The sequence below is a fragment of the Nocardioides sp. LHD-245 genome (genome assembly GCF_030929495.1).
Classification (GTDB): domain Bacteria; phylum Actinomycetota; class Actinomycetes; order Propionibacteriales; family Nocardioidaceae; genus Nocardioides.
In genome coordinates, this window is the sequence record NZ_JAVFWN010000014.1 from 133,436 (window position 1) to 152,193 (window position 18,758).

The following is an 18,758-nucleotide window of genomic DNA, read 5'->3' on the forward strand; positions in this document are numbered from 1 at the left end:
ACCTAGTGCCTGTCCTCAGGCCGTGAAGAAGGCGCGGGTCTCCTCGTCCGCGGGGAGGAAGGTCTCCAGCGCGAGCCCCTCCAGGGCGGCGTCGGTCGCGGTCGTCAGCTGCGCGGACGTGCTGAACATGCGCAGCACCCGGTCGTCGTACCGCAGCTCCATGGTGAGCACCGGACCGCTCGTGAGCGGGTCCAGCCGGGGTACGCCGCCCGCGAGCTCGACGATCTCGGCGACCAGCGCGTGGTGGCGCGGGTCGTGGGTGCGCTCGGCCCGCCCGACGGCTCGGTGGTAGAGGTGACCGGTCCACAGGTCGAGGTTGTCGATCCGGCTCGCCAGTCCGTCCTCGCGCAGGCACAGCCGCACGACGTTGATCGGCGGCTCCAGCAGCTCCGGCGAGCAGTCGGCCAGGAAGGGCGCGATCGCGGCGTTGGCGTCGACGACGTCCCAGTAGTCGTCGAGCAGCAGGGCCGGGTAGGGCAGGTGCGCGTCGAGCAGCCGGCGCAGGCCCTCCATGACCACCGCGAGCGAGCCGTCGTCCAGAGAGTGCTCGGAGTAGCGCGGCGCGTAGCCCGCCGCCAGCAGTAGGCGGTTGCGCTCGCGCAGCGGGACCTCCAGGTTCTCGGCGAGGTGCAGGATCATGTCCGGCGTCGGGTGCGCCCGCCCGGTCTCCACCCGACTGAGGTGCCGGGTGGACACGGTCGATCGGTTCGACAGCTCCTGCTGGCTGAACCGGCGGCGCTCCCGCCACGAACGGAGCAACGGACCCACCGGGGGGCTCTCCACCAACGCGGTCATGCCCGCAGCCTAGGCAGCGGAGGTCGCGGCGCCCATGACCTCGGAGGTCATGATGACGGCGGAGTCAGGACGTCGACCCGCAGCGGAGCACACAGCTCGATGAGCCACATCAGGTCGACACCGGTCGCGAAGGTCCGGCCGAAGCCACCATCGACGGTGAACGCGTCTCCGCAGCGATCACCGAAGAACACGTAGGCCCTGGCATCGTTGCACTGACGCGACATCCAGACGAGGCCGTCGAGCCCCGCGTCATGCGCCGCCTTCGCCCAGGCCACGGTGCCGGCGTACGTGGACGCGGGAGACGAGGTGACCTGGCCCGCGGTCAGACTGAGCCGGCGCAGGCCCAGGCCATGCAGCATCGCCACCCTCAACCGCCGGGACACCACGATCCGGCTCATGACCTTCGACGCATAGTCGTCATACCCGAGCAGGCCGCCACCCACCGGGACGTCGTGGAGCAGGGTCTCCGCCACCGCTCCCTCCTGTGCGGCCGCGGCGTAGAGCACCGGCACCGTGCCTCCGGCCTCGTCCTCGAAGAAGGCGAACCGGGTCGGCGAGCCCACGCCGGGGTTGAACTCGAGCGCGCCGCGGGTGTTGCTGTGCACCCGGTACAGCCGCTCGCCCGCCTCGATGCGAGCGACGGCGGGATCGAACGCATCCGGTGGTGCCGGCGTCACCACTCGACGCCCCACGCCCTTTCGGCGATCGTCAGCACGTCGCCCGGAGCGGACCGGATCAGATCGACCGGACGCCTTCCGTCAAGGTAGGTGGTCGGCCCGCACAGCCACTGCACGATGCCCGTCTCGGATCGCTCGTGGCGGCTGCCGAGCTCGACCAGGGCCGCGATGACCGGCAACGGCTGCCCGTCCTCGCCGAACTGGAATCCGGGATAGAGGACATGGCTGCCGCGCTTGATCGCCAGCAGCCGACCCGCCTTGCGTGCCTGGGCCGCGAGATTGCGCGGTGCCCGGGAGCGCGAGCCGAGCCGCTGGCCGGCCTCGCCCGGGGTCAGCAGCCCGAACTCCTCGGCGATGCGGTCGTACAGGTTCTGCTCGGCCTGGACCGCCCGGGCCAGGGCGGGCTCGGCATAGGTCTCCACCGACGCGAGCGCGAAGCCCAGCGCGCTCGCGCTCGCCCGGATGGTCCGGTCGCTCCTGATGAGGTCGTCCACGGTCGTCATCGTCGCCCCCTTCCATGCAGTTCGTGCACTATCAGGATAGCGCACGAACCGCACGTCCCCCAGGGCGATCCGTGGGCCCGAGCCGGCCCGGCCCCAGGTCGACCACTCCACCGGCTCTTGTCGGAGAGAACGAAGAAACCCTCGCTGACCTGCACTGATGCAGGCCCGCGAGGGCTTCGTCCTTCGGTCGGGCTGACAGGATTTGAACCTGCGACCCCCTGACCCCCAGTCAGGTGCGCTACCAAGCTGCGCTACAGCCCGATGCCCCGTTCGGCGTCACCGCCGGAGCGAACGGAACACTACCGCAGCCGCCCGGGCTTCCCGAATCGGCCTCCGCGGAGTCGTTCAGGAGGCGCCGTAGACCGGCTCGGGCGCCGGACCCGCGGCGAACAGCTCCCGCAAGGCGGGACCCACCTGTGCAGCCTCCCAGCGGACGCCGTTGTCGTGGGAGGCGCCGTGGCTCCAGCCGTTCTCGACGGTGATCACCGACCCGTCGATCTCCACGACCCGGCCGGTGACATCCCCCGCCTCCTCGGAGGCCAGCCAGGCGACGATCGGCGAGTTGTCCTCGGGCAGGGCCATGGCCGAGGTGTCGAAGGCACCCTCGGTCATCCGGGTCCGGGCCACGGGCGCGATCGCGTTCACCGTGACGCCGTACCTGCCCATCTCGGCGGCGGCGACGAGGGTGAGGCCGGCGATGCCCGCCTTGGCCGCGGAGTACGTCGCCTGGCCGATCGAGCCCTGGAGGCCGGCGCCGGACGAGGTGTTGACGACCCGGGCCGCGCGCTGGCGCCCCTCCTTGGCCTCGGCCCGCCAGTAGGCGCCGGCGTGCCGCAGCGGCGCGAAGTGGCCCTTCAGGTGGACGCGGACGACGGAGTCCCACTCGTCCTCGCTGGTGTTGACGAGCATCCGGTCGCGAACGAAGCCGGCGTTGTTGACGAGGATGTCGAGGCCGCCGTACACGTCGATCGCCTGCCGGACCATGGCCTCGGCCGCGGCGAAGTCGGCGACGTCGGCGCCGTTGACGACCGCCTCGCCGCCCATCGCCTCGATCTCGGCGACGACCTCGTGGGCCGGGGTCTCGGTGGTGCCCTCGCCCGCGAGGGACACGCCGAAGTCGTTGACGACCACCCGGGCACCGTGGCGGGCGAGCTCCAGCGCGTGGGCGCGCCCGATCCCTCGTCCGGCACCGGTCACGATGGCGACCCGCCCCTCCAGCAACCTGCTCACTTCGGTCTCCTCTGCCATGTCGTGGCGTCCACGCGGACGCGGGACGGACGTATGCTACCAAGCAAGTGCTTGGTATGGTGGCGGCATGACAGTCACCAGCGTGCTGCGGCCGGACGGGATCCGCGTCGTCACGATGAACGCTCCCCCGGTCAACGCCCTCACCGTGCAGGGCTGGTACGACGTGGCCGCCGCTCTCGACGCGGCGGGCGTCGACCTGGACACGAAGGTCGTCGTCCTGCGCGCCGAGGGCAAGGGGTTCAATGCGGGCGTCGACATCAAGGAGATGCAGCACACGACCGGCTTCGACGCGCTCCTCGGCGCCAACAAGGGCTGCTTCGCCGCCTTCAAGGCCGTCTACGAGTGCGCGGTCCCCGTGGTGGCGGCCGTCAACGGCTTCTGCGTCGGCGGCGGCGTCGGCCTGGTCGGCAACGCCGATGTGATCGTCGCCAGCGACGACGCCTACTTCGGCGTCCCCGAGGTCAACCAGGGCGCACTCGGGGCGGCGACCCACATGGCACGCCTGGTCCCGCAGCACATGATGCGCACGCTCTACTTCACCGCGCGCACCATCCCCGCCAAGGACCTCGTCCAGTTCGGCTCCGTCCTCGAGGTGGTCCCCCGCGACCGGCTCGACGACGCCGCCCTGAAGGTCGCCGGCGAGATCGCCGCCAAGGACACCCGGGTGATCCGGGCCGCCAAGGAGGCGCTCAACGGGATCGACCCGATCGACGTCAACAAGTCGTACCGCTGGGAGCAGGGCTTCACCTTCGAGCTCAACCTGATGGGCGTCAGCGACGAGCTGCGCGACGACTTCGCAGGAACGCACAAGGCCAACGAGCACAGTGTCGGCACCGACAAGAGCAAGGGAGCAGCCCAGTGAGCCGCAAGCCGCGCGACAAGCGGATGAGCATCGATGAGGTGATCGGCAGCCTGGAGAGCGGGATGACGATCGGCATCGGCGGCTGGGGACCCCGGCGCAAGCCGATGGCCCTGGTCCGCGCGCTCTACAACTCCGACCTCACCGACCTGACCGTCGTCAGCTGGGGCGGCGCCGACGTCGGCCTCCTCGCCCGGGCCGGCAAGATCCGCCGGCTGGTCTACGCGTTCGTGTCGCTCGACTCGGTCCCCCTCGAGCCGAACTTCCAGCGCGCCCGCCAGAGCGCGTCGATCCCCGAGATCGTGGAGCTCGACGAGGGCATGTTCCAGACCGGCCTCAAGGCCGCCGCCGAGCGGCTGCCGTTCCTGCCGATGCGCGCCGGCCTGGGCTCCGACGTCCTGGTCAACAACCCCTGGATCACGACCGTCACCAGCCCGTACGACGAGGGGCACGGTCACGAGGAGCTCGTCGCCGTCCCGGCGCTGCGGCTCGACGCCGCGCTGGTCCACCTCAACCGCGCGGACCCGCACGGCAACGCGTCGTACCTCGGGCCCGACCCGTACTTCGACGACCTCTTCGCGATGGCGGCCGACAAGACCTACGTCAGCGTCGAGCAGGTCGTCGACACCGCCGGCCTGACCGTCGACACACCCGTCCAGCGCCTGCTGCTCAGCCGGATGATGGTGACCGGCGTCGTGGAGACGCCGAACGGCGCCCATTTCAGCACCTGTACGCCGGACTACGAGCGCGACGAGAGGTTCCAGCGCGCGTACGCCGCCGCCGCGTCCGGCTCAGACGAGGACTGGCACGCGTTCCACGACCGCTTCCTGGCCGGTGACGAGGCGTCGTACCAGGCCGCCGTCCAGGCCTTCACCGAGGAGACGACCAAGTGAGCGGCAGCGATGGAGCGGGGAACGAGCTCAGCGGCGCTGGCCGCGAGCGCGGGAGTGGCGCGAGCGCAGAACGCACGATGAGTGACTCGACCCGCGCGGACGTGTGCGCCGCCGCGATCGCGGATGCCTTCAGCGAGGACGGCGAGGTCTTCGCCAGCCCGATGGGCCTGCTGCCGACGCTCGGCGTCCGGCTGGCGAAGCTGACCTCCAACCCCGACCTGGTGATCAGCGACGGCGAGTCCGTCCTCCTCGGCGGCACCCCGCCGCTCGGTGGCAAGGACGTGATCGAGGGCTGGATCCCGTTCCGCAGGGTCTTCGACGTCATCGCCTACGGCAAGCGGCACGTGATGATGGGCGCTACCCAGGTCGACCGGGAGGGCAACCAGAACATCTCCGCGATCGGCCCGTTCGCGCAGCCGAAGCGCCAGCTGCTCGGGTCGCGTGGCGCCCCCGGCAACACGGTCGGCCACCGGACGTCGTACTGGGTCCCCAAGCACTCCCCCCGCGTGTTCGTCGAGCAGGTCGACACCGTCTCCGGCGTCGGTCCGCGGCGGGCGCGCGCGGCCGGGTCCGCGGCGTCCCGCTTCAACGACATCCACCGGGTCGTCAGCAACCTCGCGGTCTTCGACCTGGGCGGCCCCGACGACACGATGCGGCTGGTGTCGGTGCACCCGGGGGTGAGCGTCGACGAGGTCGTCGACGCCACCGGGTTCGCGCTCGAGGTCTCCGCCGAGGTGCCCACCACACGCGAGCCGTCCACCGAGGAGCTGCTCCTCATCCGCGAGATGATCGACCCGAAGGGCCTGCGGTTCAAGGAGGTCCCGGATGCGTGAGCAGCGGCTCCGCACCGCGTTCACCGACCTGGTCGGAGTCCCGCACCCGGTCGTCCAGACCGGGATGGGCTGGGTCTCCGGGCCGCGCCTGGTGTCCGGCACCGCCGACGCCGGCGGTCTCGGCATCCTCGCGTCCGCGACCATGACCTTCGCCGAGCTGGAGCAGGCGATCATCGAGGTCAAGGCCCGTACCGACCAGCCGTTCGGCGTCAACCTGCGCGCCGACGCCGCCGACGCGGGTGACCGCTGCCAGCTCCTCATCGACCATGGCGTCAAGGTCGCCTCCTTCGCCCTCGCGCCCAAGCCGGAGCTGATCGCCAAGCTCAAGGAGCACGACATCGTCGTGATGCCCTCCATCGGCGCGGCCAAGCACGCCAAGAAGGTGGCCGGCTGGGGCGCGGACGCGGTGATGGTCCAGGGCGGCGAGGGAGGCGGCCACACCGGCGCCGTCCCGACCACCCTGCTGCTGCCGACCGTCCTCGACGCCGTGGACATCCCGGTCATCGCCGCGGGCGGCTTCTTCGACGGACGTGGCCTCGCCGCGGCCCTGTCGTACGGCGCGGCGGGAGTCGGCATGGGCACCCGCTTCCTGCTGACCCGCGACTCCGCCGTCCCGGACGCCGTCAAGGAGCTCTACCTGTCGAAGGGGCTGACCGACACGGTCGTCACGGCCAAGGTCGACGGCATGCCCCACCGGATGCTCCGCACCGACCTCGTCGCATCGCTCGAGGAGACCTCCGCCGTACGCCGGCTCAGCCCCACGATGCGCCGCACGCTGGAGTTCAAGAGGTCCTCCGGCATGTCGTGGACCGGCTTGCTCAAGGACGGCCGCGCCATGAAGAAGGCGCAGGGCCGCACGCTCGGCCAGATGGCCCTCGCCGCCAACACGCCGACCATGCTCCGCGCCGGCCTGGTCGAGGGCGACACCTCCGCCGGTGTGCTCGCCAGCGGACAGGTCGTCGGTGTGATCGACGACCTGCCGTCGTGCGAGGAGCTGATCGAGCGGATCGTCGTCCAGGCGGCCGCGGAACTGAAGCGCGCGTCGTCGTACCTGGTCTGACGACCTGCCCGAGGGCGCGGCCGGTCAGTCCGGTCGCGTCCTCGCCACGTCCTGCTGCGCGCGCCGCTCGTGGAGTCGCTGCTCGGCGGCCTCCAGGAACTCCAGGCACGGCGCGTCGCTCGCCGGGTGCTTCTCCCGGAGGTGGAAGACCCAGCGGTCCATCGCGGCCATGAACCCGTTGTCGGCGCCCGGGCGATAGGCCGACCACGGCCGGTGCCCCTTCGCCGTGCACTCCGTGCAGGTGACCTTGTAGACGAACTGCTCCTGCGCACCGACCTCGATCCGCACCCGCGCGAGCGGGCCGGCCTGCGCGGCCGCCTTGCGCTCGCGAGCGGATCGGCTCGCCACCATGTGAACCCCTGACGTCGTCGGAAGCGTCGAGCCTAGCCCCACCCGCGACACCTGTCGGACCACTCCCCTAGGGTCGGTCGGGTGAGCCGCCGATGAGCAAGATGGACGCAGTCCGCGCGATGCGCGAAGCCCGGTACGCCGAGGCCCAGGCCCGTGCCGGCGGCACGGCCCCGGCGCCGAGGAAGGCCAAGCCCGCCAAGGCGGCCCCTGCCGCGCCCACGCCCCCCGCGGCGCGGGCCGACAGCCCCGACGACGCCGACGACGGTCTGTGCGGCCACCGCAACATGAGCGGCCGCACCTGCACCCGCGAGCGGGGACACGCGGCCAAGAGCCACCGCTACTCGTGACGGCTCAGCACGACCGCTGGTAGGTCCACGCCCGCCCCATGACCCGGTAGGCCAGGATCTCGTTGACCTCGATCATCCGGTCGTTGGACTCGGCGTTCCAGGTGTCGATGGTGGCCAGCGCCGGCTCGGCCTCGCGCAGCCAGCGCAGCATGTCGGTCTTGAGCAGCAGGCCGAGACGGTGACCGCGGTGCGCCCGCGTGACGGACGTGTCGTGCTGGTCACCCCAGGTCGGCTCGGTCCGGGAGACGGCGACGACGGTCTGGGCCGCGAGCTCCCCGGTCGCGAGGTGGCGGGCCACCACCCGGTAGAGCTGGTCGCCGTGCGCGTCGACAGCGGTCTCGTAGGCCCGCATCCGCTCACCGCTGAACACCTCGTCCTCGTAGTCGAGGTCGTCGGTCGGCGCGTCGTTGATGGCCGAGGCCATCTCGGCGAGCGCCTCGAGGCCGTCGTCGGGGGTCGGGCCGAGGCGGCGCTCCAGGACGTAGCCGGCGGCGTGGGGCAGCGCCTCGTCGTAGCGGCGGTCGAGCGTGGCCCAGTCGATCTCGGCGAGCACCTGACGGCGGTTGATCTCGGCGGATCTCCGGTCCAGTCCGTGCACCTTGGCGAAGCCGTCGGCGGCCTCGGACTCCCAGGCGTCGACGGCGATGCTGGTCCGACCCGCACTGCGCGCCTCGGCCTCGAGCCGGTGGAGCAGCACAGTTCCGTGGCCCCGGCGCCGGTGGTCGGGGTGGACACCGACCTCGAGCCACGCCAGGTGCAGGTTGTCGTACTCGCTGGTCGAGATCGCGGCCCAGCCGACGACGTCCTCGCCCACGCGGGCGAGGTACGGCGTCCCGGGCTCGCCGTCCCAGCCGTGGCGCCACCGGGCATCGGCCCTCGCGGTTGTCATCGCGCGCTCCCAGGGGGCGTCGACCGCGCCGATCGCGTTGACCAGGTCGGTCCAGGCCGCGAGATCCTCGGTGTGGTCAGGGCCGAACGGGTGGATCTCCATGGGAGCAGCATGCGGTGCCGGAGCCGCCGGTTCCACTGGATATCCTGACGGTGTGAACGAGACGACGCCCACCGGACCCGGCAACGCAGGGACCACGCGCCGGCGTCACCTGATGGACCCGAACGCTCCCCGCAAGGCGCCCGATCCGAAGGACATCGAACGCCTCCAGCGCGTGCAGCGCCGGGTCGTCTCGGTGCTGGTGATCACCACGATCCTGCACCTCTCCGTCGGCTTCGTGATCGCGGCCGACCACGTCGCCGACGACCGGACCGACGCCCGGATCGGCCTCAACCTGATCGCCGCCGCCTTCATGGTCGGCGGCATCGCGGCCACGCTGGCGATCAACGGACGCTCCTGGAAGTCGCCCTGGCTCCTGCTCGGCCTGATCCCGGGCATCGTCGGGATCTGGTGGACCGTGCTCTGAGGCACCGCCGTCGCGCCGCTGTCAGGCGGCGTAGTCGTCGGCGAGGACGACCGCGCGCTCAGCGAGCAAGTGGTACTCGGTCTGGCTGAGAGCGGTCGTGCCCGTGCCGGTGACGAGGCGGTACAGGCCGTGGGGCGTGCCCCAGACCCACCGGTCCGGGCCGAGTTGGAACACCGAGTAGCCGAGGTGTGTCTTGGCACGGTGGTGATGGCGCGCCAGCGGGGTGTCGTTGTGGTCACCGGTCTGACCGGGCGGACCATGACCGTCGTAGGGCACGGTGTGGTCGTGATCAGGTGAGCGGCCAGCCCGGCCGAACAGCCCGGTGGCGTGCGGGAACCTGTCGCCCAGGACCCGCAGCTCGGTGCGTCGCCTGATGTCGGTGGGGTACTCGTAGCCGTTGACCGACCTGCCGGCGTGCAGGTCGATGACCGGGGTGACGGTGACGTGGGTGTGACGAGCAAGGAGGTCGCGGACCTGGTCGAGGAGTCGCGGGCCGAGTCGCTCGACCCTGGCCATCGGACCGAGGCCGCCGTCGGTGTCGTGGCTGAGGTGGACCACGATCTCCGCCGCCGCGGGTGCCGGTGCTGACGTTGGCGACTCGTCCTCGTCGCCCGTGTTGCTCTCACCGCCGGCGTGGAGGAAGGCGAGGACGGCGGCGGGATCGGCGAGCATCGCGAACGCCTCGGCCCGCCAGTGGTCCATGCCCGGCGACTCGTCGCCGTCGGGTACGTCGGGGGCCTGCGCGGCCAGCGCGGCGGCGAGGTCCTCGACCATGGCGTGATGGGCCACGGCGTCGGCCTCGTCGATGCGGGCGAAGATCGCGGCAACGCCTGCGGTGCTGTCGTCCGCGTCGACCTGGTCACCGGGCCGGGGCTGGGGGTACCAGACGCCCTTCTTGTCCCGGTTGGCCTTGATCCGCTCGGCATGAGCGGCGGGGTCAGCCTCGATGACTTTGGCCTCGGCGATCGCGAGGATCCGCGATGGGGCCTCGTCCAACGTGGCAGCGACCGCCGTGTCGACGACCGAGGCCTGGTCGCGGTCGAGCCTGCGCGACATCCGGGCGACCCGGCGCACGACCCACACGTCACACCGACCAGCCTGGACCCCGGCCCACACCGTCGGGAGGCGGTGACGCAGGTCCAGGACGTCGGCCAACGCGTTGCGGGTGGCCAGCACGCCCTCGTGGCGGGCGATCGCCATCTCGACCAGCGCGAGGTCCGCAACGCCAGGAGTGCCGTCCCCGCCGAGGGTGACGAGTCGCGGGCCGCCGTACCGGACCGGGACCGCACCGGGCTGGTCCTGCGGATCCCCGGAATGCAGGTCGGCCCACGCGAGCAGCAGTCCGAGTTGGGCGACCTCGGCCGAGCGCCGCGTGCGCACACCGTCTTCGGCCGCGTGGAGCAACTGCTCCGCGGTGGCATCGGCGAGGTCCGAGATCATGCCTCGATCCTACTCGAACACCCGTTCGACTCCAAGCTTCTCCACAGGCCTCGCGACCACCACTCGCGGAGCCTGGCATCAGCCCTCGGCGACGTAGTCGTGCGTGACCGCCTCGATGTTGTTGCCGTCGAGGTCGCGCATGAAGACGCCGTAGTAGCCGGGGTGGTACTCCGGGAAGGGGCGCGGCGCGTGGAGCACCTCGGCGCCGACCGCGACAGCGGCCTCGTGGAAGGCGTGGACGGCCGCGACGTCGGGCGCCCGGAAAGCGACGTGGACCTCGCGCTGGGTCGCCGGCATGTCGTCGTAGCTGCTCAGCCAGAACGCCGGGGCGCCCTCGACTCCGTAGCCGCAGGCGACGCCGAAGTCCATCACCCGGCCGTAGCCGAGCGGGGCCAGCACGGAGTCGTAGAAGGACTTGGCCGCGTCGAGGTCGGCGCAGTTGATGCCGAGGTGATCGATCATGGACACATCGAAGCACCGGCCTCCGACAGCGCCCGAGCGCCGCCGTCGGAGCTAGCTCACGCGCTCAGAGCCGCTCGATGATGGTGACGTTGGCCTGCCCGCCGCCCTCGCACATCGTCTGCAGGCCGTAGCGACCCCCGGTGCGCTCGAGTTCGGCGAGCAAAGTGGTCATCAGGCGGGCACCGGTCGCGCCGATCGGGTGCCCCAGGGCGATGCCGCCGCCGTTGACGTTGACCTTCTCGTGCGGCGCGCCGGTCTCCTTCATCCAGGCGAGCGCGACGGACGCGAACGCCTCGTTGCACTCGAAGACGTCGATGTCGTCGATGCTCAGACCGGACCTGGCCAGGGCGTGCTTGGTCGCCGGGATCGGGCCGGTCAGCATCCAGACCGGGTCGTCACCGCGGACCGAGAGGTGCACGATCCGGGCCCGCGGAGTGAGCCCGTGGTCCTTCACCGCCTGCTCGGAGGCGACCAGGATCGCGGCGGAGCCGTCGCAGATCTGGGAGGCGACGCCGGCGGTGATCCGGCCCCCTGGAGCGAGCGGCTCGAGGCCGGCCATCTTCTCCAGCGAGGTGTCGCGCGGGCACTGGTCGGTGTCGACGACGGTGCCGTCATCCAGTGTGAGAGGCGCGATCTCGGCCCGGAACCGCCCGGCATCGATCGCGGCGCGGGCCCGCTCGTGCGAGGCGAGGGCGAAGCGCTCCATGTCCGCGCGCGAGATGTCCCACTTCTCCGCGATCATCTCGGCCGCGCGGAACTGGCTGACCTCCTGGTCGCCGTACCTCTTGACCCAGCCCGGCGACTCGGCGAAGGGGGTGGTGAAGCCGTACTGCTGGCCCACCAACATGGCAGCGGAGATCGGGATCGCGCTCATGTTCTGCACGCCACCGGCGACCACGAGGTCCTGGGTGCCGGACATGACCCCTTGTGCGGCGAAGTGCACGGCCTGCTGCGAGGACCCGCACTGGCGGTCGATGGTGACGCCGGGGACGTGGTCGGGCAGGCCCGCGACCAGCCACGCCGTCCGGGCGATGTCGCCGGCCTGCGAGCCGATGGTGTCGCAGCAGCCGAGGATGACGTCGTCCACGGCCCCCGCGTCGATCCCGGTGCGCTCGACGAGCGCCCCGAGGGAGTGGGCGGCCAGGTCGGCGGAGTGGACGCCGGCCAGCGCGCCGCCGCGCTTGCCCACGGCGGTGCGCACCGCATCGACGATGAAGGCCTCGGCCATGATCAGGTCTCCTTGTGTTGGTAGGGGCTCAGGCGTGCTGGCTGCTGACGGAGATGACCTCGCCCGTCAGGTACGACGAGTAGTCGCTGGCGAGGAAGACCATCACGTTGGCGACCTCCCAGGGTGCCGCCGCCCGGCCGAACGCCTCACGCTGCTTGAGCTCGGCGAGCAGCTCGGGCGAGGTCACCTTCTCCAGGAACGGGTGCATCGCCAGGCTGGGCGAGACCGCGTTGACCCGGATGCCGTGGGGCGCGAGGTCGAGGGCGGAGCAGCGCGTCAGCGCCATGACACCCGCCTTCGCGGCGGCGTAGTGGGCCTGGCCCTCCTGCGCACGCCAGCCGATGACGGAGGCGTTGTTGACGATGACGCCCTTCTTGCCCGCGGCGACGAACCGCCGGCCGACGGCGCGGGTGGCCCGCATGGTGCCGGTGAGGGTGATGTCGATGACCCGGTTCCAGGTCTCGTCGGTCACCTCGAGGATCGTGTCGGTCCCGCCGAGCCCCGCGTTGTTGATCATGATGTCGACGCCGCCGAGGTCGTCGGCGGCGTCGAGCAGCGCCGTGATGTCGGCCTCCTGGGTCACGTCGCAGACCAGCGGGCGGACCCGCTCGGCACCGAACTCCGCCGCCAGCGTCTCCTCTGCCTCCGCCAGCCGGCGGGCGTGGGTGTCGCTGAAGACGACCGCCTTCGCGCCCTCCTCGAGTGCCCGGCGGACGACGGCCGCGCCGATGCCCGCGCCCGCGGCCGCGGTCACGACGACCACCTTGCCGGCGAGCAGGTCGTGGCCGGGGACGTAGTCCGGGGTGGGCTGCTCGGGTCGCATCGCAGTCATGGATTCAGGCTCCCTTGGGTTCGCGGGGAAGGCCGAGCACCCGCTCGGCGAGGATGTTGCGCTGGATCTCGTCGCTGCCGCCGTAGATCGTGTCGGCGCGCGAGAAGAGGAAGAGCCGCTGGTGGTCGTCGAGGTCGTACGGCGTCCCGGAGTCCCGCGCGAGCAGGCCGTCGCGCCCGGCGACGTCCATCGCCACCTCACCCAGTGTCCGGTGCCAGCCGGCCCAGGCGAGCTTGAAGATCGATCCCGCTCCCCCGCCCGCTGCCGAGTCCTGGCCGCCTTCGACGAGGGCGAGCGCGCGCAGGGCGTAGCTGCGGATCACGGCGAGCTCGGCCTTCAGCGTCGCGAGCCGGTCGCGGACGACCGGGTCGTCGATGGCGCCGTTCTGCTTGGCCCGGGTCACCACGCTGTCGAGCTCGCGGGCGAAGCCGACGGTCTGACCGAGCGTCGAGACACCGCGCTCGAAGCCGAGCAGGCCCATCGCGACGCCCCAGCCGCGGCCGGGCTCGCCGACGACGAGGTCGGCCGCGGTCCGGGCGCCGCTGAAGAACACCTCGTTGAACTCCGAGCCACCGGTCAGCTGCTCGATCGGGCGCACCTCTACCCCGTCCTGGCGCAGCGGGACGAGCAGGAACGAGAGCCCGTGGTGGCGGGTGGAGCCCCCCTCGGTGCGGGCGACGACGAAGCACCAGTCGGACAGGTGCGCGAGCGAGGTCCACACCTTCTGACCGTCGATCACCCACTCCCCGGCCGACTCGTCGAGGCGCGCCCGGGTCTGGACGTTGGCGAGGTCGGAGCCGGCGCCGGGCTCGGAGTAGCCCTGCGCCCACAGCTCGCGGACCGCGACGATCTCGGGCAGGAACCGCCGCTGCTGCTCGGGTGTGCCGAACGCGATGAGCGTCGGGCCGAGCAGCTGCTCGCCGAGATGGTTGACGCCGGCGGGTGCGTCGGACCGGGCGTACTCCTCGTGGAAGATCACCTGCTGCCACAGCGAGAGACCGCGTCCGCCGTGCTCGACCGGCCAGCCGACCGCCGTCCAGCCGTGCTCGGCGAGGTGGCGGTTCCAGGCGAGCCGCTCGTCGTGAGCCTGGTGCTCGCGCCCGGGGCCGCCCAGGCCGCGCAGCGAGGCCCAGTCACCGGCCAGGTGGTCGCCCAGCCATTCCCGGATCTCGGAGCGGAAGGCGCGGTCCTCCGGGCCCTCGGTGAGGTTCATGGCTGGTACTGTACCAAGCAAATGCTTGGTTAGGGCGACGGCCCCGCCTACATTTCTCGTACGACGACTCCACCGCCGATGAGGAAACAAGAACTGACATGGATCTCCAACTGAGCGAGTCCGAGTCGGCCTTCCAGGCCGAGGCCCGGAACTGGCTGGCCGCCAACGTCCCGGCGGAGCCGCTGCCCTCCCTCGACACCCCGGACGGCTTCCGGCTGCACCAGGAGTGGGAGGCGAAGCTCGCCGCGGCGCGCTGGTCGGTCGTGTCCTGGCCGGCGGCCTACCACGGTCGCGAGGCCTCTCTGGTCGAGTGGGTCGTCTTCGAGGAGGAGTACTACCGCGCCGGGGCGCCCGGCCGGGTCTCCCAGAACGGCATCTTCCTGCTCGCGCCGATCATCTTCGAGCACGGCACCACCGACCAGCAGGACCGCTTCTTGCCGAGCATGGCCACCGGCGAGCGGATCTGGGCCCAGTGCTGGAGCGAGCCCGAGGCCGGTTCCGACCTCGCCTCACTGAGGTCGACCGCGCGGCGCGACGACGCGCGCGGGGGCTGGGTGCTCAACGGCCAGAAGATCTGGTGCTCCCGCGCTGCCCTGGCCCACTGGGGCTTCGGCCTGTTCCGCAGCGACCCGGAGGCCCAGAAGCATGCCGGCCTGACGTACTTCCTGTTCCCGCTCGACGCCGAGGGCGTCACCGTGCGCCCGATCGCCCAGCTCGACGGCGAGGCCGGCTTCGCCGAGGTCTTCTTCGACGACGTCTTCGTCCCCGACGCCGACGTGCTCGGCGAGCCCGGCGACGGCTGGCGGGTCGCGATGAGCACCGCGGGCAACGAGCGCGGCCTCTCGCTGCGCTCCCCCGGCCGGTTCACCGCCGCCGCCGACCGACTGCTCGCGCTGTACGACGAGCGGCCGGATCCGCGCGCCGCCGACCGGGTCGTCGACGCCTGGCTCAGGGCCGAGGCCTACCGCCTGTACACGTGGGGCACCGTGACGAGGCTGCGTGAGGGCGGCGACGTCGGTGCGGCGGGCTCGGTCAACAAGGTCTGGTGGAGCGAGCTCGACATCGCCCTCCACGAGACCGCTCTCGACCTGCTCGGCCCCGACGCCGAGGTCGAGTCCACCTGGCTCGACGGCTACACCTTCTCGTTGTCCGGCCCGATCTACGCCGGCACCAACGAGATCCAGCGCAATATCGTCGCCGAGCGGATCCTCGGACTCCCGCGCGAGCCGAAGGGAGTGCAGAAGTGAGGTTCGAGCTCACCACCGACCAGCAGGACTTCGCCGCCTCGCTGGAGTCGCTGCTGGCCGCCGCCGACCCCGTGGCCGTCGCTCGCGCCTGGGCCGAGGGCGACCATGCCCCCGGGCTGCGGCTGTGGCAGCGTCTCGCCGATCAGGGCGTCTCCGCCCTTCTCGTCCCCGAGGACGCCGACGGCATGGGCGCGACGCCGGTCGAGCTGGTCGTCGCGTTCGAGGCGCTGGGCCGCCACGCCGTGCCGGGCCCCTGGGTCGAGGCCGCGGCCTATCTCGCCACCGAGCTGTCCGGCGAGGCCCGGGCAGCCGTCGCCGCCGGCACCGTCGTCACGGTCGCGGTCCCGCCCCACACGCCGTACGCGCTCGACGCCGACGTCGCGCAGACCGTCTACCTCGCCGGCAGCGACGGCGTGCGTACGGCGACCGCGGGCGAGCCCCGCGCGTCCGTGGACCGGACCCGGCGGCTGTTCCCGCTCACGCCCGGACCGGTGCACGACACCGCCGACCGCGCGCAGGAGGCCTTCGACCTCGCGGTGCTCGCGACCTCCGCCCAGCTGCTCGGCGCCGGCGAGCGGGTGCTCGCCGACGCGGTGACCTACGTCAAGCAGCGCAGGCAGTTCGGCCGCGAGATCGGCTCCTACCAGGCGATCAAGCACCAGCTCGCCGACGTGCGGATCGCCCTCGACTTCGCGCGGCCGCTCGTGTTCGGCGCCGCGCTCGACCCGACCCCGCGGTCGGTCTCGGCCGCCAAGGTGGCCTGCGCCGACGCGGCCTATCTCGCCTCGCGCACCGGCCTGCAGGTGCATGGCGCGATCGGCTACACCCAGGAGTTCGACCTCAGCATCTGGATCACCCGGATCCGGGCGCTCGTCACCGCCTGGGGCACGCCCGCCTTCCACCGGGCCCGCATCCTCGAGACGCTGCGGACCTCCTGATGCACTTCGACCTGAGCGAGGAGCAGGCCGAGCTGGCGGCGACCGTGCGCGGGCTGCTCGACAAGCGCGCGGACTCGTCCGCGGTCCGGGCGGCGTCGATCTCGCCCACCGGCCACGACGAGGCGCTGTGGGCGACGCTGTGCGAGCAGATCGGCGTCGCGGCCCTCGCCGTGCCGGAGGAGTACGACGGCGCCGGAGCGAGCTTCTTCGAGACCGCCGTGGTGCTCGAGGAGGTCGGCCGCACCCTCGCCCCGAGCCCGCTCCTGGCGACCACGGTCGCCACCGAGGCGCTGCTCGTCGGCGGCGACGACGAGGCCAGACGACGGCTGCTGCCCCGCGTCGCGGCAGGTGAGATCGCCACGATCGCGCTCACCGACGAGCCGGTGCTCGACGGCGACCGCGCGGCGATCGTGCTCGCCGTGCGCGGCGACGACCTGGTCGAGGCGACCGGCGCCACCGCCACCTGGGTGGAGTCGATGGACCAGAGCGTCCGGCTGGCCCGGCTCGACCTGTCCACCGCCGAGCTCACCGTGATCGGCGACGGTGCCGCCGCGCTGGCCCGGGCCGAGCTGGTCGGCAGCGCGTCCGCCGCCGCCCTCGCGGTGGGCCTCGCCGACCGCGCGCTGCGGATGACCGTCGACTACAGCAAGGAGCGGGTCCAGTTCGGCCGCCCGATCGGGTCCTTCCAGGCGCTCAAGCACCGGATGGCCGACCTGCTGGCGCGCGTCGAGATGTCCCGCTCCGCCTGCTGGGCCGCGGCCTACGCCCTGGCCGACCCCGCCGCGGATCCAGCGGAGGCCGCGTTCCTGACGCACGCCGCCGCGTCGTACGCCCTCGAGACCGCGGCGCTGGCCGCGAGCGAGTGCGTCCAGCTGCACGGCGGCATCGCGATCACCTGGGAGCACGACGCCCATCTGGTGTTCAAGCGGGCGCACGCCCTCGGGCAGCTGTACGGCGCGCCGCACCGGCACCGGGCGGCCATCACACTCTGACGGCCGCCGCGCGGTGCCGGCCGGGATCAGCCCACCGGGCTCGTGCAGCGGGTGCCGCTCACGACCGCCGGCGTGCGGTCCAGCGGCAGCGGGCACGGCAGCACGGTGACCATGACGGGCCTGCTGTGCTTCCTGCCCTTCTTCACCTTGACCCGGTACCAGCGGGTCCCCGGCGGCCCGGCCTCGGTGACCACCGCGCCACCTCCCCGCGTCCGCAGTGTGGCGACCCGCTGCCAGGGCCCGGCCGGAGCCGTCCGGACCTGGAGCACGACCTTGCGCACCCGCCGGGTGCTCGCCACCAGCTGGTAGCTCTCGCCGAAGCCCACCGCGCTCGCCGTCGCGGCCAGCCGGACGCGCTGCTTGCGCCCCTTCTTGGGGCGGCCGTCCAGGAGCCGTGCCGCCACCGGCCTGCCGGCGGTCCGCGCCGCCGCGAGCAGCGACTCGATGGAGGCGTCGAAGGGGGTCGCGAGCAGTATCGAGCGCCCTTCGATCAGCCGGGAGGTGACCGCCCAGATGAAGCCGGTGTCGGCGCTCGCCATCCGCAGGAACCACGGGCCGCCGCTCGAGCCCTGGTTCATCGGGCACGACAGCTGGGCGTCGGTGCTCTGCGGCAGCGGGGTCGACGAGCCGGTGCACTCCTGCCGGGACTGCCCGTCGTACGGCGGCTCGGCGGGCCAGCCCACGATCCGCACGCCGTCCTCCCGGGCGGGGTAGTTCCACGCCAGGCCGTTGCCGCCGACGACGTCGACGAGGTTGCGCCCGTTCAGCGGTGCCACAGCGACCATCGCCTGGTCCCGGGCGAACGCGTCGCACTGCTGGATCCACTCGCTGTGCGTCACCGCGTGGGTGCCGACCCACGAGCCGTAGGGCGCCGCCCGGTGGTCGTAGGCGGGGACGAACAGGAAGTTCGTGAAGTAGGTGCCGGCCCGGCAGCCGCCCAGGAAGCCGGAGACGCCGCCGGAGTTCACGCAGTGACCGGCGGTCACCACGAGGTTCCGCTCCGGCGTGTTCACCGCGGCGGCCGAGCAGACATAGGTCGACGCGCCCTCGCTGAAGAAGAGCTTGCCGGTGCTGCGCGGGCTCGGATCCGCGGCCCGCCGCGCCGTCGGCGCACCCGCCGCCCCCGACACCGCCGATGCCACCGGGAGCGGCGTCCCCGTCGGGTCGAGGTCCAGCGGCACGGCCTGCCGCATCCGCTTCGCGGTCCAGAAGTCGCGGACCCCGTCGGGCGCGAGGGCCCGCACCACCGGTGCCGGGTCCTGGCCGGCACGTGGCGTCGGCGTCGGTCCCGCCGCGGCCGGGGTCGCCGCCGGCAGGCCGACGAGCCCGGCGACCAGGGCGGCCGCCACGACGACCGTGCCGAGCGACGTGCGCATCCTCATCGATCCCCCGACCGTGTCGTCGTCCTCGATCAGGGGCTCAACG

At 72.2% G+C, this 18,758-nt stretch carries 21 protein-coding genes and 1 tRNA gene; 9 read left to right on the forward strand and 13 right to left on the reverse strand.

Annotated elements, in window-relative coordinates:
* Positions 1–15 precede the first annotated feature (15 nt).
* The 5 genes from RB608_RS20605 to RB608_RS20625 form a co-directional block, all read right to left on the reverse strand.
* Positions 16–795: a helix-turn-helix transcriptional regulator gene (locus RB608_RS20605; RefSeq protein ID WP_308089929.1), complete on the reverse strand. Its 780-nt coding sequence runs from the start codon at positions 793–795 to the stop codon at positions 16–18.
* A gap of 47 nt (positions 796–842) precedes the next feature.
* The gene (locus tag RB608_RS20610; RefSeq protein WP_308089930.1) at positions 843–1,487 is read right to left on the reverse strand and encodes an RES family NAD+ phosphorylase; all 645 of its coding nucleotides are present in this window, start codon (positions 1,485–1,487) and stop codon (positions 843–845) included.
* A complete protein-coding gene (locus RB608_RS20615) occupies positions 1,469–1,975 on the reverse strand; it encodes a hypothetical protein (protein WP_308089931.1) in 507 nt (168 codons plus the stop codon). The genes RB608_RS20610 and RB608_RS20615 overlap by 19 nt, the downstream gene beginning before the upstream one ends.
* Positions 1,976–2,162: 187 nt before the next feature.
* Positions 2,163–2,236 (reverse strand) — tRNA-Pro (locus tag RB608_RS20620).
* An 84-nt stretch (positions 2,237–2,320) separates the two neighbouring features.
* Positions 2,321–3,205: an SDR family oxidoreductase gene (locus RB608_RS20625; RefSeq protein ID WP_308089932.1), complete on the reverse strand. Its 885-nt coding sequence runs from the start codon at positions 3,203–3,205 to the stop codon at positions 2,321–2,323.
* Positions 3,206–3,290: 85 nt separating this feature from the next.
* On the opposite strand from RB608_RS20625, the gene RB608_RS20630 reads away from it, so the two are divergent.
* The 4 genes from RB608_RS20630 to RB608_RS20645 all read left to right on the forward strand — a co-directional run bounded on the left by RB608_RS20630 (position 3,291) and on the right by RB608_RS20645 (position 6,868).
* Positions 3,291–4,085: an enoyl-CoA hydratase family protein gene (locus RB608_RS20630; RefSeq protein WP_308089933.1), complete on the forward strand. Its 795-nt coding sequence runs from the start codon at positions 3,291–3,293 to the stop codon at positions 4,083–4,085.
* Entirely contained in the window at positions 4,082–4,975 is an 894-nt protein-coding gene (locus RB608_RS20635; RefSeq protein ID WP_308089934.1) for a CoA-transferase, read from the forward strand. Before RB608_RS20630 ends, RB608_RS20635 begins: the two co-directional genes overlap by 4 nt.
* 77 nt (positions 4,976–5,052) lie before the next feature.
* Positions 5,053–5,808 carry a CoA-transferase gene (locus RB608_RS20640; RefSeq protein WP_308089935.1) on the forward strand — a complete coding sequence of 252 codons (756 nt, stop codon included), beginning with the start codon at positions 5,053–5,055 and terminating at the stop codon, positions 5,806–5,808.
* Positions 5,801–6,868 (forward strand): nitronate monooxygenase, encoded by a 1,068-nt coding sequence (locus RB608_RS20645; protein ID WP_308089936.1) that lies wholly within the window; start codon positions 5,801–5,803, stop codon positions 6,866–6,868. The genes RB608_RS20640 and RB608_RS20645 overlap by 8 nt, the downstream gene beginning before the upstream one ends.
* A gap of 24 nt (positions 6,869–6,892) precedes the next feature.
* Here the strand turns inward: RB608_RS20645 and RB608_RS20650 are convergent, their stop codons facing one another.
* A complete protein-coding gene (locus RB608_RS20650) occupies positions 6,893–7,219 on the reverse strand; it encodes a hypothetical protein (protein ID WP_308089937.1) in 327 nt (108 codons plus the stop codon).
* Between the two features lie 92 nt (positions 7,220–7,311).
* On the opposite strand from RB608_RS20650, the gene RB608_RS20655 reads away from it, so the two are divergent.
* Entirely contained in the window at positions 7,312–7,566 is a 255-nt protein-coding gene (locus RB608_RS20655) for a hypothetical protein (protein ID WP_308089938.1), read from the forward strand.
* Positions 7,567–7,570: 4 nt separating this feature from the next.
* On the opposite strand, the gene RB608_RS20660 is transcribed toward RB608_RS20655, so the two are convergent.
* Entirely contained in the window at positions 7,571–8,557 is a 987-nt protein-coding gene (locus RB608_RS20660) for a GNAT family N-acetyltransferase (RefSeq protein WP_308089939.1), read from the reverse strand.
* 52 nt (positions 8,558–8,609) lie between these two features.
* On the opposite strand from RB608_RS20660, the gene RB608_RS20665 reads away from it, so the two are divergent.
* Positions 8,610–8,981 carry a hypothetical protein gene (locus RB608_RS20665; RefSeq protein WP_308089940.1) on the forward strand — a complete coding sequence of 124 codons (372 nt, stop codon included), beginning with the start codon at positions 8,610–8,612 and terminating at the stop codon, positions 8,979–8,981.
* A gap of 21 nt (positions 8,982–9,002) precedes the next feature.
* Here RB608_RS20665 and RB608_RS20670 read toward each other — a convergent pair whose 3' ends face one another.
* The 5 genes from RB608_RS20670 to RB608_RS20690 form a co-directional block, all read right to left on the reverse strand.
* Positions 9,003–10,421 (reverse strand): hypothetical protein, encoded by a 1,419-nt coding sequence (locus RB608_RS20670; RefSeq protein WP_308089941.1) that lies wholly within the window; start codon positions 10,419–10,421, stop codon positions 9,003–9,005.
* A 78-nt stretch (positions 10,422–10,499) separates the two neighbouring features.
* Positions 10,500–10,883 (reverse strand): VOC family protein, encoded by a 384-nt coding sequence (locus RB608_RS20675; RefSeq protein WP_308089942.1) that lies wholly within the window; start codon positions 10,881–10,883, stop codon positions 10,500–10,502.
* A gap of 64 nt (positions 10,884–10,947) precedes the next feature.
* Entirely contained in the window at positions 10,948–12,111 is a 1,164-nt protein-coding gene (locus RB608_RS20680) for an acetyl-CoA C-acetyltransferase (RefSeq protein ID WP_308089943.1), read from the reverse strand.
* A 28-nt stretch (positions 12,112–12,139) separates the two neighbouring features.
* Positions 12,140–12,943: an SDR family oxidoreductase gene (locus RB608_RS20685; RefSeq protein WP_392391027.1), complete on the reverse strand. Its 804-nt coding sequence runs from the start codon at positions 12,941–12,943 to the stop codon at positions 12,140–12,142.
* A gap of 4 nt (positions 12,944–12,947) precedes the next feature.
* A complete protein-coding gene (locus RB608_RS20690; protein ID WP_308089944.1) occupies positions 12,948–14,156 on the reverse strand; it encodes an acyl-CoA dehydrogenase family protein in 1,209 nt (402 codons plus the stop codon).
* Positions 14,157–14,254: 98 nt separating this feature from the next.
* Between RB608_RS20690 and RB608_RS20695 the strand changes: the two genes are divergently transcribed.
* Genes RB608_RS20695 through RB608_RS20705 form a run of 3 tightly spaced genes read left to right on the forward strand, consistent with a single transcriptional unit; the run spans position 14,255 to position 17,333 of the window.
* Positions 14,255–15,403 (forward strand): acyl-CoA dehydrogenase family protein, encoded by a 1,149-nt coding sequence (locus tag RB608_RS20695; RefSeq protein ID WP_308089945.1) that lies wholly within the window; start codon positions 14,255–14,257, stop codon positions 15,401–15,403.
* Positions 15,400–16,341 (forward strand): acyl-CoA dehydrogenase family protein, encoded by a 942-nt coding sequence (locus RB608_RS20700; protein WP_308089946.1) that lies wholly within the window; start codon positions 15,400–15,402, stop codon positions 16,339–16,341. Before RB608_RS20695 ends, RB608_RS20700 begins: the two co-directional genes overlap by 4 nt.
* Positions 16,341–17,333: an acyl-CoA dehydrogenase family protein gene (locus tag RB608_RS20705; RefSeq protein WP_308089947.1), complete on the forward strand. Its 993-nt coding sequence runs from the start codon at positions 16,341–16,343 to the stop codon at positions 17,331–17,333. Before RB608_RS20700 ends, RB608_RS20705 begins: the two co-directional genes overlap by 1 nt.
* A gap of 26 nt (positions 17,334–17,359) precedes the next feature.
* On the opposite strand, the gene RB608_RS20710 is transcribed toward RB608_RS20705, so the two are convergent.
* The gene (locus RB608_RS20710) at positions 17,360–18,715 is read right to left on the reverse strand and encodes a hypothetical protein (protein ID WP_308089948.1); all 1,356 of its coding nucleotides are present in this window, start codon (positions 18,713–18,715) and stop codon (positions 17,360–17,362) included.
* Positions 18,716–18,758 lie beyond the last annotated feature (43 nt).